At 57.8% G+C, this 23,840-nt stretch carries 22 protein-coding genes; 6 read left to right on the forward strand and 16 right to left on the reverse strand.

Features of this window, described 5'->3' with window-relative positions:
* Window positions 1-6: 6 nt before the first annotated feature.
* Genes C1N84_RS16020 through C1N84_RS16030 form a run of 3 tightly spaced genes read left to right on the forward strand, consistent with a single transcriptional unit; the run spans window position 7 to window position 1,658 of the window.
* Window positions 7-558, forward strand: a complete 552-nt coding sequence (locus tag C1N84_RS16020; protein ID WP_088516049.1) for a SiaB family protein kinase — start codon at window positions 7-9, stop codon at window positions 556-558.
* A gap of 6 nt (window positions 559-564) precedes the next feature.
* Window positions 565-951: a DUF1987 domain-containing protein gene (locus C1N84_RS16025; RefSeq protein ID WP_264441669.1), complete on the forward strand. Its 387-nt coding sequence runs from the start codon at window positions 565-567 to the stop codon at window positions 949-951.
* Complete coding sequence (locus C1N84_RS16030) at window positions 948-1,658, forward strand: GGDEF domain-containing protein (RefSeq protein ID WP_021507652.1); 711 nt, start codon at window positions 948-950, stop codon at window positions 1,656-1,658. The genes C1N84_RS16025 and C1N84_RS16030 overlap by 4 nt, the downstream gene beginning before the upstream one ends.
* On the opposite strand, the gene mrdA is transcribed toward C1N84_RS16030, so the two are convergent.
* The 10 genes from mrdA to prfC all read right to left on the reverse strand — a co-directional run bounded on the left by mrdA (window position 1,659) and on the right by prfC (window position 13,171).
* Window positions 1,659-3,548, reverse strand: a complete 1,890-nt coding sequence (gene mrdA, locus C1N84_RS16035) for a penicillin-binding protein 2 (protein ID WP_264441670.1) — start codon at window positions 3,546-3,548, stop codon at window positions 1,659-1,661.
* A 227-nt stretch (window positions 3,549-3,775) separates the two neighbouring features.
* On the reverse strand, window positions 3,776-4,489 hold the full coding sequence (gene deoD / locus C1N84_RS16040) for a purine-nucleoside phosphorylase (protein WP_021507654.1): 714 nt from the start codon (window positions 4,487-4,489) through the stop codon (window positions 3,776-3,778).
* A 34-nt stretch (window positions 4,490-4,523) separates the two neighbouring features.
* Window positions 4,524-5,747: a phosphopentomutase gene (gene deoB / locus C1N84_RS16045; RefSeq protein ID WP_021507655.1), complete on the reverse strand. Its 1,224-nt coding sequence runs from the start codon at window positions 5,745-5,747 to the stop codon at window positions 4,524-4,526.
* Window positions 5,748-5,841: 94 nt separating this feature from the next.
* Window positions 5,842-7,164 (reverse strand): thymidine phosphorylase, encoded by a 1,323-nt coding sequence (deoA, locus tag C1N84_RS16050; RefSeq protein WP_104188047.1) that lies wholly within the window; start codon window positions 7,162-7,164, stop codon window positions 5,842-5,844.
* A gap of 111 nt (window positions 7,165-7,275) precedes the next feature.
* Complete coding sequence (gene deoC / locus C1N84_RS16055; protein ID WP_058770662.1) at window positions 7,276-8,055, reverse strand: deoxyribose-phosphate aldolase; 780 nt, start codon at window positions 8,053-8,055, stop codon at window positions 7,276-7,278.
* A gap of 413 nt (window positions 8,056-8,468) precedes the next feature.
* On the reverse strand, window positions 8,469-9,245 hold the full coding sequence (locus C1N84_RS16060; protein ID WP_059009415.1) for a TatD family hydrolase: 777 nt from the start codon (window positions 9,243-9,245) through the stop codon (window positions 8,469-8,471).
* Window positions 9,242-10,294 carry a patatin-like phospholipase family protein gene (locus C1N84_RS16065; RefSeq protein ID WP_031279725.1) on the reverse strand — a complete coding sequence of 351 codons (1,053 nt, stop codon included), beginning with the start codon at window positions 10,292-10,294 and terminating at the stop codon, window positions 9,242-9,244. Before C1N84_RS16065 ends, C1N84_RS16060 begins: the two co-directional genes overlap by 4 nt.
* A gap of 178 nt (window positions 10,295-10,472) precedes the next feature.
* Window positions 10,473-10,634, reverse strand: a complete 162-nt coding sequence (locus C1N84_RS16070; RefSeq protein WP_007893192.1) for a DUF1328 domain-containing protein — start codon at window positions 10,632-10,634, stop codon at window positions 10,473-10,475.
* Window positions 10,635-10,731: 97 nt separating this feature from the next.
* Complete coding sequence (osmY, locus tag C1N84_RS16075) at window positions 10,732-11,322, reverse strand: molecular chaperone OsmY (RefSeq protein ID WP_021507660.1); 591 nt, start codon at window positions 11,320-11,322, stop codon at window positions 10,732-10,734.
* A gap of 259 nt (window positions 11,323-11,581) precedes the next feature.
* Window positions 11,582-13,171 carry a peptide chain release factor 3 gene (gene prfC, locus C1N84_RS16080; RefSeq protein ID WP_021507661.1) on the reverse strand — a complete coding sequence of 530 codons (1,590 nt, stop codon included), beginning with the start codon at window positions 13,169-13,171 and terminating at the stop codon, window positions 11,582-11,584.
* Window positions 13,172-13,486: 315 nt separating this feature from the next.
* On the opposite strand from prfC, the gene C1N84_RS16085 reads away from it, so the two are divergent.
* Entirely contained in the window at window positions 13,487-14,101 is a 615-nt protein-coding gene (locus C1N84_RS16085; protein ID WP_264441671.1) for a hypothetical protein, read from the forward strand.
* A 6-nt stretch (window positions 14,102-14,107) separates the two neighbouring features.
* On the opposite strand, the gene C1N84_RS16090 is transcribed toward C1N84_RS16085, so the two are convergent.
* From C1N84_RS16090 to C1N84_RS16100, 3 genes are read right to left on the reverse strand one after another with little or no spacing between them, the layout of a single operon-like run.
* Complete coding sequence (locus C1N84_RS16090) at window positions 14,108-15,211, reverse strand: M20 peptidase aminoacylase family protein (protein ID WP_058759555.1); 1,104 nt, start codon at window positions 15,209-15,211, stop codon at window positions 14,108-14,110.
* Between the two features lie 10 nt (window positions 15,212-15,221).
* Window positions 15,222-15,695 (reverse strand): YjiG family protein, encoded by a 474-nt coding sequence (locus C1N84_RS16095; RefSeq protein WP_021507664.1) that lies wholly within the window; start codon window positions 15,693-15,695, stop codon window positions 15,222-15,224.
* Window positions 15,685-16,353, reverse strand: a complete 669-nt coding sequence (locus C1N84_RS16100) for a nucleoside recognition domain-containing protein (RefSeq protein ID WP_021507665.1) — start codon at window positions 16,351-16,353, stop codon at window positions 15,685-15,687. Before C1N84_RS16100 ends, C1N84_RS16095 begins: the two co-directional genes overlap by 11 nt.
* 457 nt (window positions 16,354-16,810) lie before the next feature.
* On the opposite strand from C1N84_RS16100, the gene ftnA reads away from it, so the two are divergent.
* Complete coding sequence (gene ftnA / locus C1N84_RS16105; protein ID WP_058759556.1) at window positions 16,811-17,317, forward strand: non-heme ferritin; 507 nt, start codon at window positions 16,811-16,813, stop codon at window positions 17,315-17,317.
* A 65-nt stretch (window positions 17,318-17,382) separates the two neighbouring features.
* On the opposite strand, the gene C1N84_RS16110 is transcribed toward ftnA, so the two are convergent.
* Both C1N84_RS16110 and C1N84_RS16115 read right to left on the reverse strand, forming a co-directional pair.
* On the reverse strand, window positions 17,383-20,226 hold the full coding sequence (locus tag C1N84_RS16110; RefSeq protein ID WP_264240860.1) for a sensor domain-containing protein: 2,844 nt from the start codon (window positions 20,224-20,226) through the stop codon (window positions 17,383-17,385).
* A 256-nt stretch (window positions 20,227-20,482) separates the two neighbouring features.
* Window positions 20,483-22,186 (reverse strand): lysophospholipid acyltransferase family protein, encoded by a 1,704-nt coding sequence (locus C1N84_RS16115; protein WP_021507668.1) that lies wholly within the window; start codon window positions 22,184-22,186, stop codon window positions 20,483-20,485.
* A gap of 228 nt (window positions 22,187-22,414) precedes the next feature.
* Here C1N84_RS16115 and C1N84_RS16120 point away from each other — a divergent pair, with 228 nt between their 5' ends.
* Window positions 22,415-23,083 carry a response regulator transcription factor gene (locus tag C1N84_RS16120; RefSeq protein ID WP_264441672.1) on the forward strand — a complete coding sequence of 223 codons (669 nt, stop codon included), beginning with the start codon at window positions 22,415-22,417 and terminating at the stop codon, window positions 23,081-23,083.
* Window positions 23,084-23,127: 44 nt separating this feature from the next.
* Here the strand turns inward: C1N84_RS16120 and C1N84_RS16125 are convergent, their stop codons facing one another.
* Complete coding sequence (locus tag C1N84_RS16125) at window positions 23,128-23,832, reverse strand: proteasome-type protease (protein ID WP_031279727.1); 705 nt, start codon at window positions 23,830-23,832, stop codon at window positions 23,128-23,130.
* Window positions 23,833-23,840 lie beyond the last annotated feature (8 nt).

A 23,840-nucleotide genomic window follows, 5' to 3' on the forward strand; every position in this document is an offset into this window, starting at 1 on the left:
CCTCTTATGCATCCAGCTTCCACCGGCACGCACCTGCCGCCCGACAGCGTTGCGCTGCACTATACCGGCTTCTTTTCGCCGCAGAACATCACCGCGATGGGTGAAGTGATCAAAGTGTTTCTGGAAAACCAGCAGGCCCCGCTGAAAGTGCGCCGCCGGCTGTTCTCCAGCTTTGTCGAGATTGTGCAGAACATTCTGCGCTATTCGCAGGACAGCCGTACCCTGAGCCATGCCGAACAGCACTATCGCTTTGGCACCGTAACGCTGCACGTAGATGGCGATAGCTATGTGCTGGAGAGCAGTAATCAGGTCGAACAGGCCGCCTGCGAGCAGCTGCGCGACTGGCTCGATCTGCTGCGTACCATGAGTAACGACGAAATTAAGCAGGCCTACCGTGTCGGTCTGCGCACCGAGAGCCCCGCCACCAGCAAAGGGGCCAATATCGGTTTGCTGACGCTTGCCCGTGATGTCAGTGAACCGCTGGAGTATGAACTGCGTCCGCTGCCCGCCAGCGGCTACGCCACGTTTTGGCTTAAAGCCACCATTCACCAGGATTGAGGTTGTATGCAAAACCTGATTATCGCTGCCACTGAAAGCACGCCCGAAGTGAGTTTTGATTTTGCCACCCGCCAGTTTGTGCTGCGCGGCGAGTCGTGGCCGGAGAACGCGGCGGCGTTTTATCGCCCGCTGCTGGATGCCCTTGAGCAGTGGCAACCCACCGACAACGACGCGGTGGTCGTCACTATCGCGCTGCGCTACTTCAACAGCTCCAGCACCAAAATGCTGTTCAGCCTGTTCGATCTGTTTAACCAGCTGGCGCAGCGCGGTCAGCGCGTCACGCTGAACTGGCTGTTTGATGCGGAAGATGACATCGCGGAAGAGTTTGGTCAGGAACTGGCGCTGGATTTTACCGATCTGCAGGTTAATCTGCAGGCGGAACTGGCGTCATGATGGACCTCAATGAGCTGTTCCGTGAAGAGAGCGAGGTGCTGAATCGCTCACAGCATGTGGCGGCGCAAAACACGCTGAGCGCGCAGGATTACCGCGAGGCGCTGCTGCACCTGAATCGCCACTATCAGCGCCTGATGCGCGAAACCTGGCGGCTGATCTCCCGCAGCGATCGCGCGGAGCGCGAGCTGAACCGCGTGAATGAGCAGTTAAACCAGCTGGCGCAGGAGCTGGAGTACAAAGCCAGCCACGATCCGCTAACGGCGGTGTGGAATCGCGGCGCGATTATTCAGCGCATCAGCCAGACGCTGGAGAGCGGTCCGGCGGCACTGATCATTCTGGATATCGACCACTTCAAGAAGATCAACGACGAATACGGCCATCCGATGGGCGATAAGGTGATTTGCGGGCTGGTGACGCGCATTCAGGCGCACTGCCCGGCCGGCGCCAGCATTGGCCGCATCGGCGGCGAAGAGTTTACCGTGCTGCTGCCGCACTATCGCCTGTCCGACGCGGTGATTGTCGCCGGTGCGATCCACGCCTCGCTTAACGCCTCGCCGCTGGCGGTGCTGCCGCAGCAACTGGTGACCGCCAGCCTCGGCGTGAGCTACGGCAAGCCGGGCTCCGATTTCGACACGCTGTACAGCAATGCCGATGCCGCGCTCTACGATGCCAAACACCACGGTCGCAACCGGGTATTTTTCCGCTGATCAGTGCACCTGCGCGGTGCTGGCCGTCTGCATCGGCACGCTGCTATCCGGCGGCGGCAGGAAGATATGGTCGAGGATATTGCGCATCACCGGCGCGGCCGTAATACCTTCGTTACCGCCGTTTTCCAGAATCAGCGCCACCGCCACCTGCGGGTTGTTAAACGGCGCAAAGGCGGTATAGAAAATGTGGTCGCGCAGGCGCACCGGGATCATCTTTGCGTTGTAAGTCTGGTTCTGCTTCAGGCTAAACACCTGCGACGTACCGGACTTGGCGGCGATGCCGTACGGCGCGGTATGGAAATATTTATAACCGGTGCCGTTAGGCGCGTTGGCCATACCAAACATGGCGTGGCGCACCAGCGACCAGTACGGTGATTTCGCATCGCCAATCTGCGGCTGCGGCGCGGTCGGTTGGTAAACCTGCTGCCAGGTGCCGCGCTGTGCTTTAGCCAGCAGGTGCGGATTAATCACCCGGCCGTTATTGATCAACGCCACCATGGCTTTCACCATCTGAATAGGCGTGGCGATCCAGTAGCCCTGGCCGATGCCCACCGATACCGTATCGCCCTGATACCACGTATGTTTATGCACTTTCTGCTTCCATTCGCGGCTCGGCAGCAGCCCGGCGTACTCTTCATTCAAATCGATACCGGTAGGTTTGCCGTAGCCGAACTGGCTGAGCATGCTGTGGATGCGGTCGATGCCCATCATGAACGCCACCTGATAGAAGAAGGTGTCGGCGGACTCTTCAATCGCTTTGGTGACGTCGAGCATGCCGTGGCCGGACTTTTTCCAGTCGCGGTATTTGCGATCGGTGCCCGGCAGCGTCCAGGTGGGCGCGCCAAAGAAGGTGGTGCCAGGCGTAATCACTTTGCTCAGCAGCGCCGACATCGCCATGTAGGGTTTTACCGTCGATGCCGGTGGATACAGCCCCTGGGTAACGCGATTGATCAGCGGCAGGTTTTTATCCTGCAGCAGCGTTTTATAGGCTTTGTAGCTGATGCCCTTCACGAACGGGTTGGGATCGTAGCTTGGGCTGGAGACCATCGCCAGCACGCCGCCATCGTGCGGATCCTCAATCAGCACCGCCGCACGCTGCCCGGCCAGCTGGCTCTCCACATACTGCTGCAGATGCAGATCCAGCGTCAGCCAGATGTTTTTGCCTGCTACCGGCGGCACCTCTTTCAGCACGCGCACGATGCGGCCGTGGTTATCCACTTCCACTTCCTGATAGCCGGTTTTGCCGTGCAGCAGAGATTCGTAGTAGCCCTCAATGCCCTGCTTACCGATGTTGTGGTCGGCGGCGTAATTCTCCCCGACGCCCTCGGCATTGAGCCGCTTGTAATCGTTATCGTTAATCTTCGACACGTAGCCGACCACGTGCGCCAGATCGGCGCCGTACGGGTATTCCCGATCCTGATAGGTATCAATGGTGACCCCGGTGAAGCGGAACTGATTGACCGAGAAGCGCGCCACCTCTTCGTCGGTGAGCTCGGCCTTCAGCTCCACCGGTTTATAGCGGCTGCTCTGCTTCAGTTCATGCTCAAAGGTTTCGATATCATCCGGTGTCAGATCGACGATGCGCGTCAGCGCCTTCAGCGTCGCCTGCATGTTGTCGATTTTGTACGGCGTGACGAGGATGTCGTACCAGGTGACGTTGCGCACCAGCGGGATGCCGTTGCGATCGAAAATCAGCCCGCGCGTTGGCGCAATGGGGATCATTTTGATGTCGTTCTCGTTGGAACGCGTCTGGTAATAGCTGTGCTGATCCACCTGTAAGCGATACAGGTTGATGCCAAGAATGGTGAAGCAGATAACAACCAGGGCAAACGCCACCAGCGCGCGGCGCACAAACAGTTTCTCTTCGGCTTCGAAATTGCGGAAATTCATCAGGGGCTTAGTCTCTTCATTATCACGCTAATGATAGGGAGAGATCGCCGCAGAGCCAGCAGGAAGATGCACAAGCCTGGGTAAAAGTGTGTCAGATGTTTACGGTGGGGCTGCTGTGTCAGGAATGCGGGGCAGGCCGATGACCGGGCATTAACCGTTGCCCGATCGGTCCCCTCTCCCGCGCGCGGGAGAGGGTTAGGGTGAGGGCGAAGAAAAACCCAGGAAAATCAATCCCCCAGCAGCACCGACTCCAGCGCGATCTTAATCATATCGTTGAACGTCGTCTGACGCTCTGCCGCGGTGGTTTGCTCGTGCGTACGGATATGATCCGACACGGTACAGATGGTCAGCGCTTTGGCACCAAACTCTGCCGCCACACCGTAGATGCCGGCCGCTTCCATCTCCACACCGAGGATGCCGTACTTCTCCATCACGTCGAACATCTGCGGGTCCGGCGTATAGAACAAATCAGCGGAGAAGATGTTACCGACGCGCGCGTCCACGCCCAGCGCTTTAGCCGCGTCAACCGCGTTACGCACCATGTCGAAATCCGCGATGGCGGCAAAATCGTGATCCTTGAAACGCATGCGGTTAACTTTTGAGTCGGTGCAGGCACCCATACCAATCACCACATCACGCAGTTTCACGTCTGCACGCACGGCACCGCAGGAACCCACACGAATGATCTTCTTCACGCCGAAATCGGTGATCAGCTCTTTGGTGTAGATCGAGCAGGATGGAATACCCATACCGTGGCCCATCACGGAGATTTTGCGGCCTTTGTAAGTCCCGGTGAAGCCCAGCATGCCGCGTACGTTATTCACTTCGACCACATCGTCGAGGAAGGTCTCGGCAATGTGTTTTGCACGCAGCGGATCGCCTGGCATCAGCACCACGTCCGCGAAATCGCCCATTTCGGCATTAATATGAGGAGTTGCCATTGTTGTTCTTCCTTATCAAAAAGTGGTGGCTGTTTTACAGCAAGCTTTTGCCGTAGTCCATGCTGGACAGGCCAAAATAGCTGGCGATGGTCTGGCCGATATCGGCGAAGGTATCGCGGTAACCCAGCGAGCCCGGTTTTACTTCTGGACCATAGATCAGAATCGGGATGTGCTCGCGCGTGTGCTCTGTACCGTGCCAGCTCGGATCGCAGCCGTGGTCAGCGGTGAGGATCAGGATATCGCCCTCTTTCACCAGCGCCATCAGCTCCGGCAGACGACGGTCAAACAGCTCCAGCCCACCGGCATAACCGGCGATATCGCGGCGATGGCCCCAGGTCGAGTCAAAATCGACGAAGTTGGTGAACACTATCGAGTTGTCCGGCGCCTTCTTCATCTGCTCAATGGTGGCATCAAACAGCGCATCCAGACCGGTGGCTTTGACCTTTTGCGTGATGCCCTGCTCCGCGTAGATATCAGCGATTTTACCCACTGAAATCACTTCGCCGCCCTTCTCATCCACCAGCTTTTTCAGCATGGTTGGTGCCGGGGGTTCGACCGCCAGATCGTGACGGTTACCGGTGCGCTGGAAGTTACCGGCTTTATCGCCGACAAACGGACGCGCGATCACGCGTCCAATGTTATAGCCGCCGTTGGTCAGCTCTTCACGGGCAATTTCACACAGCGCGTACAGGCGATCGAGGCCAAAGGTCTCTTCATGACAGGCAATCTGGAACACTGAATCTGCCGAGGTGTAGAAAATCGGCTTGCCGCTTTTCATGTGTTCCTCGCCCAGCTGGTCAAGAATTACCGTGCCGGAGGAGTGGCAGTTGCCGAGGTAGCCCGGCAGATCGGCGCGTTTTACCAGCGTATCCAGCAGCTCCTGCGGGAAGCTGTTCTCTTTGTCGCTGAAGTAGCCCCAGTCAAACAGCACCGGCACCCCGGCGATTTCCCAGTGGCCGGACGGCGTATCTTTGCCCGAAGAGAGTTCGCTGGCGTAGGCGTACGCGCCGATAATTTCCGCCTGCGGATCCAGTCCCGGCGGGAAGCGGCCGGTAGAGAGTTCCGCCGCTTTGCCAAGGCCGAGCGCGGTCATGTTGGGCAGATGCAGCGGACCTTCGCGGCCTTCATTGGCGCGGCCTTCAAAGCACGCTTCGGCGATATGGCCGAGCGTATCCGATCCTTCATCACCGAATTTATCGGCGTCTTTGCTGGAACCAATCCCGAAGGAGTCGAGAACCATAATAAAAGCACGTTTCATGCAAGTCTCCTGCGCCATAGCGCGATGACAAGTCAAAAAAAAGCGATCAGATCAGTATACCCGAACGGCCGCTGCCTGGCACGCAGTTACGCCACTATTCGCTGATGCGGCGATACACCACCGGCGTGGCCTCCGGAGCGTGGTCGCTGAGCGTTATCGCCGCTTTCACTGCCGCAGCGGCCTGCTGCCACTGTGCTTCCGATGCGGCATGAATCACCGCCAGCGGCTGCTGCGCATTGACCTCTCTGCCCAGCGTGATCATGTCGCTGAGGCCCACGCTGTAATCAATGCTGTCGCTGGCGCGCTGACGGCCACCGCCCAGCGCCACCACCGCCATGCCCAGCGCCCGCGTGTCCATGGCGCTGACGATGCCGGGACGATCGGCGTACACCGCTTTGCTCAGCATCGGTGCCGGCAGGTAGCGGTCCATCTGCTCGATGAAATCCGTCGGGCCGTTCTGCGCCGCCACCATGCGGGCAAACACCTCAGCCGCTTTACCGTTATCCAGCACCTGCTGCAGTTTTTGCCGCGCTTCGGCTTCGTTCGCCGCCAGTTTGCCGGAGATCAGCATCTCAGCGCACAGCGCCAGCGTGACTTCCAGCAGCCGCGGATTGCGCGCCTCACCGGTGAGGAAATGCACTGCTTCGCGCACTTCCAGCGCATTACCGGCGCTCGATGCCAGCACCTGATTCATGTCGGTGAGCAGCGCGGTGGTTTTGCATCCCGCACCGTTGGCGACGCCGACAATCGCCTGCGCCAGCTGCTGCGAGGCCTCAAAGGTTGGCATAAACGCCCCGGATCCGACTTTGACATCCATCACCAGCGCGTCTAATCCTTCGGCTAATTTTTTGGCGAGGATCGAGGCGGTGATCAGCGGAATAGAATCCACAGTGGCGGTGATATCGCGCGTGGCGTAGAACCGCTTATCCGCCGGCGCCAGCGAATTGGTCTGACCGATAATGGCAACGCCGACCTGTTTGATGATCTGACGGAAGCGATCGTCGCTGGGGAAGATATCGAAGCCGGGAATGGCTTCCAGCTTATCCAGCGTGCCGCCGGTGTGACCGAGGCCGCGCCCGGAAATCATAGGCACGTAGCCGCCGCAGGCCGCCACCATCGGACCCAGCATCAGCGAAGTGACATCGCCCACGCCGCCGGTCGAGTGTTTATCAACAATCGGTCCGTTGAGATTCAGCGCCTGCCAGTTGAGTACCGTGCCGGAATCGCGCATCGCCATGGTCAGCGCCACGCGTTCTTCCAGGTTCATGTCGTGAAAATAAATCGTCATCGCCAGCGCGGCGATTTGCCCTTCAGATACGCTGTTATCACGCACGCCGTTGATGAAAAAGCGGATTTCCGCTTCGCTCAGCGGCTGGCCGTCGCGTTTTTTACGAATAATTTCTTGTGGCAGGAACAAGGTTGCCTCCCCGGAAAAGCGATCTATCGCTGAATGACAGCCGCCAGATGCGCAGCAATACGCACCTGACGGCAGTGACACCGTGGGCCGCCATTTTAGCGACCGCGTGGATCAATAACCGGCTTTGCTGGTCGCCGTAGCGTGACCCAGGGTATTCAGCAGGCTGGCTAACAGGCTGGAAGCGCCAAAGCGGAAATGACGCGCATCCGCCCAGCCGCTGCCGAGGATATCGTCGGCCAGCTGCAGGTAGATAGCGGCATCTTCCGCCGTGCGCACGCCGCCAGCCGGTTTGAAGCCCACCTGCTGCTGCACGCCTTTGTCACGGATTACCTGCATCATGATCGCCGCCACCTCTGGCGTGGCGTTGACCGGCACTTTACCGGTAGAGGTTTTGATGAAATCCGCGCCGGCATCGATCGCGATTTCGGACGCCGCACGAATCAGCGCTTCCTCTTTCAGCTCGCCGGTTTCGATGATCACTTTCAGCAGCACGTTCGCCGCCGCACAGGCCTCTTTACAGGCTTTTACCAGCGCAAAGCCGACGTCACGGTTACCGGCAATCAGCGCGCGGTACGGGAACACCACGTCAACTTCATCCGCGCCATAGGCGATTGCCGCACGGGTTTCCGCCAGCGCGATGTCGATGTCGTCGTTACCGTGCGGGAAGTTAGTGACGGTCGCGATACGAATTTCCGGCGTGCCCTGCTCGCGCAGCGTCTTACGTGCAATCGGGATAAAGCGCGGATAGATACAGATCGCCGCCGTGTTACCGGCCGGTGATTTCGCCTGATGGCACAGCGCGATCACTTTTTCATCGGTGTCGTCTTCGTTCAGGGTGGTCAGGTCCATCAGTTGCAGCGCGCGCTGCGCGGCCGCGTTCAGATCGGTCATGGTGCTCTCCAAAGTCAGGCCGGTGAAATCTGCTCACCGGAGAATGTGATAATTATAACAACCCACGCCGCGTGGAATTGCGAGGCTTGTCACAAGGAAAAGGAAACCGCGCTCTGATATACATGCATTTAGCGATTTTAATCACATTAAATCGCTATTTTGCCGAACAGCGCGGCATGATGCGATTGTGATTATTATCACAAATGTTGCCGCAAAAAGGTATCGGATATCGTTAAAGCGTAGTTAATTTGCGACAGAGCGGGAGTTGTCAGCACATCATCAGAAGTGGCAGAGGCGTTGCAGCGACGCGATTCATCGCGCAAGAAATTGCGCCGCTGGCACAATTGCAACGGCCATTAACCGTGATGGCGCTATTAGATAAAGTGAGAGGGCGGCAGGCGCAGGATCAATACTCAATCCGGCAGGGCGAACAAACGCAGGCTGTTGTGCCACAGCGCATCGGCGATCTCATCGGGCGGTTCCGGGCGCAGCTGGCACAATACTTCGAACACATTACGCGCGCGCTCCGGGCGATTTGGCTGGCCCTGAAAACCGTGCAGCGGCATATCCGGCGCATCGGTTTCCAGCAGCAGCGCCTGCAATGGCAGGCTGGCGATGGTGTGGCGGGTTTTGCTGGCGCGCGTATAGGTAATGGTGCCGCCGACACCAATCGCGTAGCCAAGGGCGATGAAACGCTCCGCCTGCTGCTGGCTACCGGCAAAGCCGTGCACCACGCCGCGTCGCGGCACGTCGTGACGGCGCAGATGCTGCGCCAGCTGATCGTGCGTACGTCGCGAATGCAGGATCACCGGCAAATCATAGCGCCTTGCCAGCTTCAGCTGCGCCTCCAGCAGCCGGGTTTGCCGCGCAAAATCCGGCGCTTCCATATACAGATCCAGCCCGATTTCCCCCATCGCCACGCGTTTTGCATCCGGCGTTTGCAGGTACTGCTCAAGGCGATCGAGATCGTCATCCTGATGTTGCGCAATATTGATCGGGTGCAGCCCGAGCGCGCTATACAGCGCCGGATGCTGCTGCGCCAGCTGGCTCACCACGGCAAAACGGCTGGCATCCACGCACGGCACGATGATGCGTTCCACGCCCGCCTGCGCCGCCTGCGCGATACTGTGTTCGGCAGCGGTGACGAATGGCGGAAAATCAAAGTGGCAGTGGGTGTCGATAAATCTCATGCCAGCGATCCTGCATCGTAGTCGGCGTCATTGCCCGCCAGCGGCGGCGTGCTGACCGGCCGGTTATCTGGCGCGTTGGCGACGGCGGCGGGCGGCGTCACGGCAATCGGTCGCGCCAGCGGTTCAGCATCGCTCAGCCACTGGCCCAGCGTCGCCAGGAAATAGCGCCCGCTGCGGCGGCCCAGATGATAATCCTGATTCAGCGACGCCAGACGACTGCCCAGCGCCATGCTGGCCAGCGGCTTTGGCGGAAAGATTTCAATAATGCGCAGATTATCCGGCGGCTGTTCAATAAACTGCTGAATCTGGCGGTAGCTCTCTTCGTGCTGATGCAGGATATTGATCATCGGCTGCAGGGCGCTGTCGCTCAGCCAGCGCTCCATGCGTTTAAACCACTTCGGCGTATACGCCATCTGTGACGGCACGGTACGGATCACCACAATGGTATCGGCGCCACGCCGCGCCGCTTCGCGCACCGGAATGGCGTCGCTGATGCCGCCGTCGAGATAGCTCACGCCATCCATCAACACGCCGCTGCGGTAGAAACCGGGGATCGCGCTGGAAGCCTTAATGATGTCATGCCAGGTCAGGTTGGTGGGATTGAAGTACTGCGCGCTGTAATCATCGCTGCGGCAGGCGCACATGTAAAATTCGCTGCCTTTGGCAAACAGGCTTTCGGCGCTGCTCAGCGCCAGCGGGAACTCCTGTTTAGTGATATCCACCAGCCAGTCGAGATCGATCAGGTGGCCACCGCGCACAAAACGCAGCGGATCGAAAAACAGTTTACTGGTGGTGTAACGGGTAATCACGCGCCGCGCATAACCGGGCTGAGCACAGACAAAGGCTGAGAGGTTTTGTGCCCCGGCTGAGGTGCCGAGCATCAACTGAAAGGGGTTGAAGCCTGCGCGCTGAAATTCATCCAGTACGCCCGCCGTGAAGATGCCGCGTTGTCCGCCGCCTTCGCAGACCAGCGCGATTTTTTTGGATTTGAATGGCGTGAGTGCTAGTGGCTCAAAGGTGTCCAGCGACACCGGGATGCGTATTCCCAATGGATGTCCCTCAGTGTTTGCTGCTCTGAGGGAGGCGCTCAATCAGCATCCCGGAGAACCAGTCATTGTCATTCCCTGACCAACCGCATTCTGCAATCGTCGCGGCGCACCTTCAATGGTGGCAATGACTGGCCTCCGCTTTATGTGACTAGCGGGTTAACATGGTTAACGCAGTGGGTCAGGGTCGTTTGCGCCCGGTAAACAGGCTCACGAGGAACAGAATAATACCGACAATAAAGACAATTTTAGCTGCCCATGCTGCCGTACCCGCCAGACCGCCAAAACCTAATGCTGCAGCAATCAGAGCGATGACCAGAAAGATAATACCCCAACGAAACATAAGCCTCTCCTTTACCATAGTGAAAATCGAACTGCTTATTCTTCACATCACTGTTTTAATACGGAACGGCACCGTTGGTGATGCCGTTCCGGTTGCGTTAAGATTTCACCTTGAGGTCATTCTTCACGCTTTTCACGCCTTCAATGGCTTTGGCGATCTTCTCAGCCCGATCGGACTGGGCCTGATTCGCCACTTCCCCGGACAGCTGTACCACGCCATCGGTGGTTTCCACCTTCACGTTGCGCGATGGCACAATGTCATCTGCTAGAAGTTTAGCTTTTATTTCACTGGTGGTTGCTGCATCACCTGCATAACCTTTCAATGAACTCTGTTTGCTGTCTCTGACGTGTAGTTTGTCGCTGACGGATTTAACCCCTTCCACCTTCTGCACCAGCGCCACAGCCTTCTCAGCCTGGTCCTGCGAGGTGACAAAACCGCTCAGCGTAACCACGCCCTGCTGCGTTTTGACGGAGATATCCGTACTTTTAATCGCTTCATCGTCCACCAGCGCGGCTTTGGCTTTGGCGGTGATGCCGCTGTCATCCATAAAGCCATCGACTTTTTTCATAGAACTATCGATTTTGGAACCCGCGCTGCTGCTGGTATCAGCCGCCATTGCCGCGCCGCTTAACAGTGCAGTACCGGCCAGTGCAGCAATCAGGGTTTTAGCAATCTTAGTCTTATTCATCGATATCATCCTTCTATCAGTTAACTCACTCGCAACCGCGAATGCGCCAGCAACACACCACGTTGCTGCGTGATGGACGTAATCAGACCTACAGGTCCGTTTTCTCGTCCGACAGAATAATCATAGTAGGGATTACAGCTTTTGCTGGCTTTTGTGGTTGATATCTCGCCAAAAAGCGATAACCGCAGCGCAATTAAGAGGAGTCTGTATCGGAGAAAACCGGGCGGCGGAAAGCAGCAGCCCGGTGGAGACGGCGAACTTAGTGTTCGCGCGTTTTACGGAAGGTCACGTCAGGATAGCGCTCCTGCGTGATGTTGAGGTTGACCATGGTCGGGGCGATATAGGTGAGGTTGTCACCGCCATCGAGCGCCAGGTTGATCTCGTTTTTGCGCTGGAAATCGTCGAACTTCTTCGCGTCGCTGCATTCAACCCAGCGGGCGGTCGACACGTTGATGGCCTCGTAAATCGCCTCAACGTTGTACTCGCTCTTGAGACGCGCCACGACCACATCAAACTGCAGCACGCCCACCGCACCCACGATCAGATCGTTGTTGTGCACCGGACGGAACACCTGCACGGCGCCCTCTTCCGACAGCTGGACCAGCCCTTTCAGCAGCTGTTTCTGCTTCAGCGGATCGCGCAGGCGAATGCGACGGAACAGTTCCGGGGCGAAGTTCGGAATACCGGTGAACTTCATGGTTTCGCCTTGGGTGAAGGTGTCGCCAATCTGGATGGTGCCGTGGTTATGCAGGCCGATGATATCGCCCGGATAAGCTTCTTCAACGTGCGAACGGTCGCCCGCCATGAAGGTCAGCGCATCGGAGATCACCACATCTTTACCGGTGCGTACCTGACGCAGTTTCATGCCCTTCTCATATTTGCCGGACACCACGCGCATAAAGGCCACGCGGTCACGGTGTTTCGGGTCCATGTTGGCCTGAATCTTAAACACGAAGCCGCTGAACTTCTCCTCTTTGGCTTCGACTTTGCGGGTATCGGTCTGGCGCGGCATTGGCGCCGGCGCCCAGGCAACCAGACCATCCAGCATGTGATCGACGCCAAAGTTGCCCAGCGCGGTACCAAAGAACACCGGCGTGATTTCGCCGCTCAGGAACAGCTCTTTGTCGAACTCGTGCGATGCGCCCTGCACCAGCTCCAGCTCGTCGCGCAGCTGCTGCGCCAGCTCTTCGCCGACGGCCGCGTCCAGTTCCGGGTTCGCCAGCCCTTTTACCACGCGCACTTCCTGAATCGTGTGGCCTTTGCCGCTCTGATACAGGTAAGTTTCATCGTTGTAGAGGTGATACACGCCTTTGAACAGCTTGCCGCAGCCAATCGGCCAGGTGATCGGCGCACAGGCGATTTTCAGCTCGCTCTCGACCTCATCCAGCAGTTCCATCGGATCGCGAATGTCGCGGTCCAGTTTGTTCATAAAGGTGATGATCGGCGTGTCGCGCAGACGGGTCACTTCCATCAGCTTGCGGGTACGATCCTCAACCCCTTTCGCGGCGTCGATCACCATCAGGCAGCAGTCCACCGCCGTCAGCGTACGGTAGGTATCTTCCGAGAAGTCTTCGTGCCCGGGGGTATCCAGCAGATTAACCAGGCTGTCGCGATAGGGGAACTGCATCACCGAGGTGGTGATGGAGATACCGCGCTGCTTCTCCATCTCCATCCAGTCTGATTTGGCATGCTGGCTGGAGCCGCGACCTTTAACGGTACCGGCGGTCTGGATCGCCTGTCCGAACAGCAGGACTTTTTCGGTGATTGTGGTTTTACCGGCGTCCGGGTGCGAGATGATCGCAAAGGTACGGCGGCGCGCCACTTCTTCTAAAAAGGGAGCAATAGACATGAGTGAATTCTTCTTCAGGGCAACGCGCGAGCGGCGCGCTGCGAATAAATCATTCCGGAGCCAGTCCGGCGGATAACGGTGCCAATGGCGACGCATGCGCGTCGGGTCACAGCAGGGTGTGTGCGATCTACATTGGCGGCAGTCCGGTTATCCCATCAGCATTGAGGCGGCATAGCATACAATATTTCAGCAGGCGGGGGAATCTGCGGCAGGATGAGACGATGCTCGCGCAGTTCAGGACATGTCTTGTAAACACTAAGCGATGTCTGGCTGAGAATGCCTGTCCGGAACCGTCACCCCGGCAAGGACAGCAAAATGACTCTACAGCTTAACCCACAAACCTACAGCCCGTCGCACCGAAACGCCGCCCTGTCGTCGCCCGCGCAGATGTACCGCAAACCCTGCGAGATGCTGCTGATCAACGCGCCGGATAACCCAGTCGTGCCTGCCACCGGTCGCGCTGATTTTTCCCGCAGCAGCCTGCCAGCGCACCTGCATTATCTGCTCACGCCGCGCCCCGGTTTTTCTGCCGGTCAGCATTTTGTCCCGGAGTATCCATACATGCTGGACGCCGCGCTGTCGGTCACCGCCCGCCGGGGCGCGGTGTCGTTAGCACCGTATCACGCCGACAGTGACAAGTGCGCGCTGGTGATTGAGCGGCAGACGCTGGTGAAGTTTGATTTGCCGCCACTGCACGATTTGGTGCTGAGCTACATCGGTCTCAACACCTACTTTAGCGAAGTGCGCTTCTACAACTGTGCCGGACGCATCGTGGCGTTTCGTCGCCTGAACGCCAGCAAAAAGCGCCACGAAGTGTTCTGCTTCGCTGGCATGAAGCCGGTCTCACTGGTGATTGAGACCAGCCAGCACAGCTCGATTTTGCTTGATGAGATGGTGTGGAACCAGACCGTAGGCGCGGGCGCGCGCTGAGGTGCGTTATCCCAGCATGCGCACCACTGCCGCCTTGAAGATTTTCACACCGATCTCCAGCGAACTCAGCTCAAAGCGCATCTGCGGATGGTGCAGTCCCGGCACCAGATTGGTTCCCAGCCCCCAGAAACCGGCTTTCACCTGCGGATTTTTCACCGGATAGTAGAAGAAATCCTCGCTGCCCGGCGTGGTTTTCGCCGCCAGTAATCCCTGCTCGCCGAGCACATCGACAATCGCGGCGCTCAGCAGCGCGGTGGCATCGGCATCAATTTCCGCCGCCGGCATCTCTTTCAGCACCACCACTTCAGCGGTTGCGCCCAGCGCGGCCACGCTGTGCTGAATCGCCTGGCTGACTTTCTCTTTAAGCAGTTCCATCGGCGCGTTCTCCTGCGAACGCAGATCCCACACCACGCGCGCCTCGTCCGGCACCGAGTTGGTCACGCCGGCGTCGCACAGGAAGCGCGTCGCTTTTACGCTCCAGGTGAGGCCCGGTGCCAGATGAATGCTGTTCACCGCCTGCACCGCCTGGACTGCCGCATCAAGCGCGTTGACGCCGAGATGCGGTCGCGCGGCATGGGCCGGAACACCTTTAATGGTGGCCTCCAGCGTGCTGCACGCTGAATAGATCACCGCAGGCGTCGCCTGCCCGACCTGGCACTCCTCCAGCGGGCGCAAATGGAAGCCGAGGATCATCTCCACGTCATCCAGCGCGCCGCCCTCAATCATCGCCAGCGCGCCGGCCCCCAGCTCTTCAGCCGGCTGGAACAGCAGCTTCAGCCGCCCTTTTTTAATAGCGCCTTCCTGCAGCAGCTCCTGCGCGGCGGTCAGCACCACCGACGAGTGGCCGTCATGGCCGCAGGTATGGCGGGCGCAGGCAACGCCGTCGATCACGTGCCCGAGCGCATCCATGTCGGCGCGCAATGCCAGCACCGGGCCCGGCACGCCGCTGTCGATCTCCGCCACGATGCCGGTGGTCTGGTTGATGCCGCGCGTGACCTTAATGCCAGCCTGTTCCAGCTGGCCGGCGATGTAGGCCGAGGTTTTAACTTCCTGAAACCCCAGCTCGGGGATTTCATGCAGAAAATGGTAGTGATCGAGAACTCTGGACACCGTTTCGCTCCTAAACAAAAAAACGCATCACGAACATAGCGATAACCGCATTGATAATGCTGGTGAGCATCAGCAGCGGCCAGTATTTTTTCGGCACATCAGCAACGCCCAGCAGGCGGCCCATGTACTGCAACTGTGACCCCATAAGAAAAATCGCCGGCGCGAGGATGGTGATGTCGGTACCGCTCAGCAGGCCTTTCGCCATCAGGCTCACCGCCACCCCGACGCTGGCCGAGGATGACAGCCATGCGGTCAGCAGCACGGTGATCGCCTCGCCGGGCAAACCGAAAATCCCCATCAGCGGCGCAAACGCGTGGCCAAGAAACTGCATGATGCCGAGCAGATTCAGCACTTCCGCCAGTACGTAGGCCATCACCACATTGGGCATCAGATTGTGAATAGCAATATGGAAGCCTTTACGCGCGCCGACAATAAAAATATCAAACGGATTATTATTGACCCGCGTCTGTACGTTATTTGACATCAGCAAAATCCTTCTTATAAACACTGTTTAACACAAAACGGACAAATGCCGCACCGACGAATTTCAGCACAAACATCAGCAGCAGCGGAATAATGATTGGTGCACTCATGGACGCAAATAGCGCCGAGCCAATGGCAAAATAATTATTGATCAGTCCGGCACCGGAATATTGCCAGGCGCTCATCACCACCAGCTCTTTTTTACCAATTTGCTGCTGATCCGCCATCTCTTTGGTGAGCGCCGCGCCGGCATCGGTACTTTGCAGATCGGTAATCAGCGCCAGGCCGCAGCGTCCCGGCAACCCCATCAGCGGTTTCAGCAGTGGCGTCAGCAGCGTGTGGGCGGCACGAATCGCGCCGTAGTGGGTGAAAATCTCCAGCACGCCCAGCGCCAGCATCACAGTGGGTGCCAGCGACAGCGCGAACAGGAAGCCGGCTTTAGCGCTGATGCCGCCGGCGCCGAGAAAGGTGGAACCTGATTCTTTGATGGTGCCAAAGCTGCCGCCCAGCGTGGTGAAATCAAACGCGCCCAGCCAGCTAAAGCCTTCGACCTTATAAAGCAAACCGGAAAAAAACAGTATTGCCAGTATCAGCGCGAGATAATTTCCGGCGCTTGCCGTGACCGTTTGTGGCGCGGCCATGATTTTTTCTTCAGACATCTTTTCTCCTGCTGGCCCTATTTCTGCCAGACGTGGTTGCAATATACGGAACTATTTACCAAGCAGGATTTATGCCAACGCGCACTTTCTTTAATTTCGCTATGGCTAATTTTGTTCAGTAACAAGCAGCAGCCGGAATAAGCGTTTATATCGCCGTGCCAGCTTTATTGCTGGTCGCGCCAGTGCTTATTTTATCGGCGGGTTGACTGGCGAAGAAGTGATCGGTGCAGTTGTACGCTGCACCGCCAGCAGGCAACGCAGCTGCACTAAAACAGTGCTGCGGACTGTGAATGAAAATTAGTCAAAGTTGAGAATTCTTCGCATTCAACTAGCGGAATAATTCCATTTATAATCAATAAGATAAATTCAACTTTTTTACGAAAAAACCTTCACAAAAAAGTATAGATTGATGCATAATTCGCCGTACTTCACCTGACAAATTAAAAAGGACTCAGCCATGTTAACCGCTGAAATGACCTCACGCCTGAACGACCAGCTTAACCTCGAATTCTTCTCCGCCAACCTCTATCTGCAGATGAGTGCCTGGTGCAGCGACAAAGGCTTCGAAGGTGCCGCCTCCTTCCTGAAAATGCACTCGCGCGAAGAGATGCAGCATATGCAGAAGCTGTTTGATTACGTCAGCGATGCCGGTTCACTGCCGGTGCTGGGCAGCATCGCCGCGCCGGCGGTGAGCTGGACCTCGCTGAATGACGTACTGGAAGAAGCGCTCAAGCACGAGCAGCTGATCACCAGCAAAATCAACGAGCTGGTGCACGCCGCGCTGACTTCGCAGGATTACTCCACCTTTAACTTCCTGCAGTGGTACGTTGCCGAGCAGCACGAAGAAGAGAAGCTGTTCAAAACCGTGCTGGACAAGCTGGCGCTGGTGGGCAACAAAGGCGAAGGTCTGTTCCTGGTGGACAAAGATCTGGGCCGCATGAACGTCGAAGGCCACGGCCAGTAAAAATAATAAAGATTATGCACAGCAGCATGCACAACGCCCGACCCTGTCGGGCGTTTTTTTTGTGCTTACTCCAGCGCCTTCAGTCTGAGCTCCGACGGCTGTGGCCGGCCAAACAGGTAGCCCTGAAACAGCGTACAGCCCTCTTCGCGCAGGCGGACAAACTGCTCATTACTCTCCACGCCCTCTGCGGTGATCTGAATATCCAGGCTGCGGCTCATGCCGGTAATCGCGCGGATGATCGCCAGCGCCTCGCGGCTGTCGCCCATATCATTGATAAATGACTTGTCGATTTTGATCTTATCGAACGGGAACGAACGCAGATAGCTGAGCGACGAGTAGCCGGTGCCGAAGTCGTCGAGCGCAATCTGCACGCCCAGCGTTTTCAGGCTCTGCAGCGTGCGGATATTGCCGAGCGTATCATCCAGCAGCACCGATTCGGTGATCTCCACCTCCAGCCGATGCGGCGCCAGGCCGGATTCGCGCAGCGCGCCCTCCACCACAGATACCAGCGAGCTGTTCTTAAACTGCAGCGGCGACAGGTTGACCGACACCGACTGTTCGGTTTCCCAGCTCTGCGCCTCGCGGCAGGCTTCGTACAGCGCATAGGCGCCGAGCATATGGATCAGCCCGGTCTCTTCGGCAATCGGAATGAAGTCATTCGGCATGATCAACCCTTTGATCGGATGATGCCAGCGCATCAGCGCCTCATAGCCAATGATGCCGGTCTCGTTGGTGATCGGCTGATAGTAGAGCTTGAGCTGCCGTCCGGTGATCGCCTCGCGCAGATCGTTCTCGATCACCCGGCGGCTGCGCGCCACATTATCCATCTCCAGCGTAAAGTGCTCATAGCGGTTACGGCCGTTACGCTTGGCTTCATACAGCGCCATGTCGGCGCAGCGCAGCATGTGTTCCGGCGTATTGGTGGCCTGCGAAGTCAGCGCGATGCCGACGCTCAGCCCGACCGACAGGTTGTGGCCTTCAACATTCACCGGCGGGCGGATCGCCTCGATCAGGCGCTGCGCCACAATCGCAGCCTCATCGGCATTCCGCACGTTGGGCAGCACGATGGCAAACTCATCGCCGCCGATGCGCGCCAGCGTGTCCTGATCGCGCAGTACGCTGCGCAGCCGCTTCGCCACCACCCGCAGCAGATCGTCACCGATTTGATGCCCCAGCGCATCGTTCACGTTCTTGAAGTTATCCAGATCGAGGCACAGCGTGGCGCTGGTCTGGCCCTGCTGCTGATCGACACGCAGCGCCTCGCTCAGCTTCTGGCGAAACAGGATGCGGTTCGGCAGGCTGGTAAGATTATCGTGATGCGCCATGTGACGAATGCGCGCATCGGCTTCGCGCTGATCGGTGACGTCTTCCACAATCAGCATCACGTAATTCTGCCGCATGTCTTTGCCGCTGATGGTGGTGGCGCGCGTGTGCAGCACCCGCTCACCGCCAGCGGTCAGTAACAGCTGCTCGCGCGCGTGGATGCCCTCGCTGCGCAGCGCGATATCCGCCAGGCTGTTGAAGTAATCACTCAGTTCCGCCGACATACATTCGTGTGGCCGCTTATGCATAATCAGCGACTTACTGAAGCCAAACAGCTGCTCGGCTTTGTCATTGACCATCAGGATTTCGCGGCTGATGGCGTCTTCGACGATCACGCAGGAGGGAATGTTGCTGATGATGGTGTCGAGGAAGCCGGAAAGCTCCGACATTTTGGCGCTCTGCGCCTGCGCCAGATCGCGCGCGCGCAGCAGCTGCTGCTCGTGCTCACGCCGCTCGGTGACGTCGCGGGTGATCTTGGCAAAGCCGATCATTTTGCCCTCTTCATCATGAATCGCGTCAATCACCACATGCGCCCAGAAGGCGGAGCCGTCTTTGCGGTAGCGCCAGCCCTCGTCCTCAAAGCGACCGGTTTTCAGCGCGATGCCCAGATTGGCATCCGGCGTACGCGCCTGACGTTCCGGTGAGCCGTAGAACACGGAGAAGTGCTGGCCCACGATCTCGTCAGCCATGTAGCCTTTGGCGCGCTGCGCGCCGACGTTCCAGTTCACCACCCGGCCCTGTAAATCCAGCATGTAGATGGCGTAATCCGTCACGCCTTCCACTAACAGGCGGAAGGTTTTCTCGTATTCACGCTGCTTGCGCAGCAGCGCCTGCTGTTCGGTGCAGTCGCGGGTGATTTTGGCATAGCCGATCAGTTTGCCGGCGTCATCGCGAATCGCGTCGATGATCACGTGCGCCCAGAAGGCGCTGCCGTCTTTGCGATAGCGCCAGCCCTCATCTTCAAAGCGACCGGTTTTAAACGCGGTGGTGAGGTTGCGTTCCGGGATATGGTTCAGGCGATCCTGGGCGCTGTAGAAGCGCGAGAAGTGCTGGCCGACAATCTCTTCGGCCACGTAGCCTTTGGCGCGCTGCGCGCCGGCGTTCCAGTTTTCGACATTGCCGTCGAGGTCGAGCATGTAGATGGCGTAGTCCGTTACGCCTTCAACTAATAAACGGAAACGCTGCTCCTGTTCCTGTTGTTTACGCTGCTGCGCCTGCTGTTCGGTGCAGTCGCGGGTGATTTTGGCAAAGCCCAGCAGTTCGCCGTACTCATCGCGGATGGCGTCGATCACCACGTGCGCCCAGAAGGCGCTGCCGTCCTTGCGATAGCGCCAGCCTTCGGTTTCATAGCGCCCGGTGGCGGTGGCGATGGCCAGACCGCGCTGCGGCGCGCCGTTGCGCCGATCCTCTTCACTGTAAAACAGCGCAAAATTCTTCCCGACGATCTCTTCGGGGGTATAGCCTTTGGCGCGTTGCGCCCCGGTGTTCCAGTTAGCCACCGTGCCATCCGGCTTAATCATGTAGATGGCGTAATCCACCACGCTCTGCACCAGTAGCCGGTACATTACGTCAGAGTTATTGTTCATTGTTGTTCGCCTATGCTGGCCTGGTCTCGATGCGCAGTTAAGATAATTCTTAATCTTCAGGCAGACTTAAACGCAAAAGCGCATCGCTTACAAGCGCAAATCATCCGCAGACAAAAGTTGGTAGTGTGGTTATCGGCAGTGGCGAGAAAATGTTCAGTGGGATAGTGGATTTATTGCGCAAAGTTGACAGCACGCCACACGGAGATTCTCCGGCGGCGTGCTGTCAGGTGGCATTAACTGACGTCATCTGGCGCGTTCAGGTTAAGTGCATGCCGATATAGCGCTCATAACGCGCGGGTTTCACGCGAGACAGATCGACCAGCACCAGACCATCAATGCAGTGATTGAAATCCGGATCGCTGCCGAAATCGATAAACTGCACGCCGCCCGGCTCGCACACTTCCGAATACTGTTTGTACAGCGTCGGAATCGCGGTACCGAGATTAGCCAGCAAATGCTTGAGACGCCGCAAATCGTCGGCGTAGTTATCGCCGGTGAACTGCGCCAGCACCTCCGGCAGCGACGCCGGATAAGGGCGGCGCGACTTCGCCAGCGGCAGGTCGGTCGGAAAGTAGAGACGGTAAAATGCCACCAGCAGATCGCGCGCCGCCAGCGGCATGGTGCCGGAGATTGATACCGGACCGAACAGGTAGCGCGTCTGCGGATAGCGCGCAATGTAAGCGCCGATGCCCATCCATAAATAATCCAGCCCGCGCTTGCCCCAGTAGGCAGGCTGAATGAAGCTGCGCCCCAGTTCCAGCCCCTGCTGAATAATCGGCAGCATGCGCTCGTCATAGTGGAACAGGCTGTCGCTGTAGATGCCCTGCAGCCCGCGCCGTGCCAGCTGCTCGGCGCCGGGAATAAAACGGTAGGCCCCGACAATCTCCAGCGCCTCGTCATCCCATAAAATCAGGTGATAGTAATCATCGTCATACTTGTCGAGATCGCGCCGCCTGCCGCTGCCCTCGCCCACCGCACGGAAGGCGATTTCGCGCAGCCGGCCCAGTTCACGCAGCAGCGGCACCCAGCTGGCCCCGTTGCGCCGCCACAGGTATATCTGTTTGCCGTCCGGCAGCGTCCCGAGCCGTTCACTCTCCAGCAACGCTTTTTTCAGCTCAGCGCGATCTTCCGGGCGGGCGATGGCGGCTTCAGTAAGAAACAGACCGCGCCGTCCCTGACCGATGCGGTACAGATGCTTGCGCAGCCGCTTCGCCAGCTCTTTGCCCGGCGTATGGCCATCGTGCCAGTTGGCGAAAGGAATCTGCTCGCCGATATGCAGTTTGATGCGCGTGCCGCGCTGGCGGAACATTTCGCGCACCAGCATCAGCAGCGCCAGCGGTGCCGCCACCTTCGCCGCGGCGTAAAACGCCAGGCTGTTACGTCCCACCACGTGCACCGGAACCAGCGGCGCGCGGGCGCGGGCAGCGAGGCGCAGAAAACTGTGGTGCCAGTGGCGATCGCGCACGCCGCGGCTCGACAGGCGCGAGACTTCACCGGCCGGGAAGATAATCAGCGCGCCCTGGTTGTCGAGATGCTGCTGCATGCGCGTCAGCTGCTCGCGGCTGGTGCGGTTGCCCATGTTATCCACCGGCAGCATCAGGTTATTGATGGGCTCCAGCATCATCAGCATGCGGTTGGCAACGATTTTCACGTCGCGCCGCACCTGCGATACTGCCGCCAGCAGCGCCAGGCCGTCCAGCGCGCCAAGCGGATGGTTGGCGACGATCACTACCGGCCCGTGCGTCGGGATCTGTTCAAGGTCGCGTTCGCTGAGCTCACAGCGCACATCCAGGTGTTCCAGCACCTGCTCCACCATATCCACCCCTTTCAGATGCGGATAGCGCTGGGCAAAGTCCTGAAACTCTTGTTCACGCACCGCCCACTTCAGCAGGCTTTTCTGCCAGTGCGCTGGCTGCTGGCCTGGCCAGTAAGTATTGAGAAGCTGATCAACGGAAAACATGGTGCACCTTTTTTATACGCAGCGGTTTATTCCCCTGACGTTAAAACGGCTTGTTTTCAGATTTATGACCACGGCAGATGCGGACAGGAAAAAGTATCAGCGCGCTTTGTGCTGGCGCATAAAAAAGTCAAATTTACCTTAAATGAGAATTTTCCAGACAGGACTTAAATCTTATTCTTAAGACCCGTGAATTAATCTGGTCACACCTCTGCTAATGAATTTTCATCGGTGTTTATTCCTTGCGTTCTTTTTTTTGTTTATTTTTGGACTACACATATGATTCATTCGGTATTTATAGTTGATGACCACCCATTAATCTGTGCGGGTATTCAGGCACTGCTGCACGCTTATGACTATTCGGTTGCGGGCATTGCCAACAAAGGCGATTTATTGATTAGCGAATTACATCATGCGCAGCCAGACGTGGTGCTGCTGGACCTGACCATGCCCGGCCGCGCGGGCATTCCGCTGATTGCCGACATTAAACGTATTTTGCCGCAGCAAAAAATCATTGTTTTTACCGCCTCAGAAAGCCTGTTTTATCAACGCTGTTGCCTGCAGTTAGGGGTAGAAGGCTATGTGTGTAAACGCGGCGATTTGGAAACTTTATTGACAGCAATAAAAGAAGTCGAGCGCGGAAAACGTTTTTATCCTGTTACGCACAGCGCAGCGGATGCCGCCGAACTGATTGAAAGCGAGAAATTGATGAGTTTAACGCGCCGCGAATTGATTGTGCTGGTGAAACTGGCCTCCGGGATGAGTAATAAAGAGATCGCCTCACAATTACAGCTGAGCAGTAAAACCATCAGCACTTATAAAATTAAAATTCTGCGTAAGCTCGGCCTGAAAGGGATTAGCGGAATTAATACGGCAGCGCGCGCCAATGAGCTGGTGTGAGTCAAACCCGGCCCGGTCCGCCAGCGTGACGACCGGGCAGCAGGTCAGAGCTTGAGCGGCGGCAGCTGAGAGAACACGCTCAGCAACCCTTTACTCCACAGCTGGCGGATCTGGGAAAAGTAGGGATGCTGTTCGGTGATGTGGTACTGCTCGCTGTCGCTAAAGCTGTCGCTGTGGTAAACCATCGCGTCGAGCGGCAGGCCGACGGAGATGTTACTCGCCAGCGTCGAATCCATGGAGATCAGCGCACACTGCATCGCCTGGCTGAGCGAGGTCTCATAGCGCAGCACGCGGTCAATAATTGGCTTACCGTATTTGCTCTCACCAATCTGGAAGTACGGCGTGTCGACGCTGGCTTCAATAAAGTTGCCCTGCGGATAGATCTGGAACAGCCGCGGCTCTTCGCCGCGAATCTGCCCGCCCAGCAGCAGCGTGCCGCCAAACTCCTCGCCGTCGCGCGCAATCACTTCACGCAGCGTGGCGCCTACCAGCAGCGCAATGTCGTACAGCGAACGCCCGTTGAGCAGATTGGGTTGTTCGCTGTCGTTACAGTTGCGCCGCAGCAGGCTCATCACGCTCTGCGTCGTCGCCAGATTGCCGGCGCTTTGCAGCACCAGCGTGCGCTCATCATCCACCTGAAACACATGCAGTTTGCGAAACGAGGAGATATGATCCACGCCCGCATTGGTGCGTGAATCCGAGACAAAAATCATCCCGGCCGATAAACGCATTGCCACACAATAAGTCATAGTTACGC

The sequence above is a fragment of the Pantoea sp. SGAir0418 genome (assembly GCF_043529865.1).

Bases quoted from the DNA above. Each gene is read 5' to 3' on its own strand.
- C1N84_RS16095 (WP_021507664.1), bottom strand. From the start codon at position 15,695: ATGTCAAATAACGTACAGACGCGGGTCAATAATAATCCGTTTGATATT.
- C1N84_RS16060 (WP_059009415.1), bottom strand. From the start codon at position 9,245: ATGAGATTTATCGACACCCACTGCCACTTTGATTTTCCGCCATTCGTC.
- deoD (WP_021507654.1), bottom strand. From the start codon at position 4,489: ATGGCAACTCCTCATATTAATGCCGAAATGGGCGATTTCGCGGACGTG.
- C1N84_RS16020 (WP_088516049.1), top strand. From the start codon at position 7: ATGCATCCAGCTTCCACCGGCACGCACCTGCCGCCCGACAGCGTTGCG.
- deoC (WP_058770662.1), bottom strand. From the start codon at position 8,055: ATGACCGATCTGAACGCGGCCGCGCAGCGCGCGCTGCAACTGATGGAC.
- C1N84_RS16030 (WP_021507652.1), top strand. From the start codon at position 948: ATGATGGACCTCAATGAGCTGTTCCGTGAAGAGAGCGAGGTGCTGAAT.
- C1N84_RS16085 (WP_264441671.1), top strand. From the start codon at position 13,487: ATGACTCTACAGCTTAACCCACAAACCTACAGCCCGTCGCACCGAAAC.
- C1N84_RS16115 (WP_021507668.1), bottom strand. From the start codon at position 22,186: ATGTTTTCCGTTGATCAGCTTCTCAATACTTACTGGCCAGGCCAGCAG.
- ftnA (WP_058759556.1), top strand. From the start codon at position 16,811: ATGTTAACCGCTGAAATGACCTCACGCCTGAACGACCAGCTTAACCTC.
- C1N84_RS16125 (WP_031279727.1), bottom strand. From the start codon at position 23,832: ATGACTTATTGTGTGGCAATGCGTTTATCGGCCGGGATGATTTTTGTC.
- C1N84_RS16100 (WP_021507665.1), bottom strand. From the start codon at position 16,353: ATGTCTGAAGAAAAAATCATGGCCGCGCCACAAACGGTCACGGCAAGC.
- prfC (WP_021507661.1), bottom strand. From the start codon at position 13,171: ATGTCTATTGCTCCCTTTTTAGAAGAAGTGGCGCGCCGCCGTACCTTT.
- deoB (WP_021507655.1), bottom strand. From the start codon at position 5,747: ATGAAACGTGCTTTTATTATGGTTCTCGACTCCTTCGGGATTGGTTCC.
- osmY (WP_021507660.1), bottom strand. From the start codon at position 11,322: ATGAATAAGACTAAGATTGCTAAAACCCTGATTGCTGCACTGGCCGGT.
- C1N84_RS16070 (WP_007893192.1), bottom strand. From the start codon at position 10,634: ATGTTTCGTTGGGGTATTATCTTTCTGGTCATCGCTCTGATTGCTGCA.
- C1N84_RS16110 (WP_264240860.1), bottom strand. From the start codon at position 20,226: ATGAACAATAACTCTGACGTAATGTACCGGCTACTGGTGCAGAGCGTG.
- mrdA (WP_264441670.1), bottom strand. From the start codon at position 3,548: ATGAATTTCCGCAATTTCGAAGCCGAAGAGAAACTGTTTGTGCGCCGC.
- C1N84_RS16025 (WP_264441669.1), top strand. From the start codon at position 565: ATGCAAAACCTGATTATCGCTGCCACTGAAAGCACGCCCGAAGTGAGT.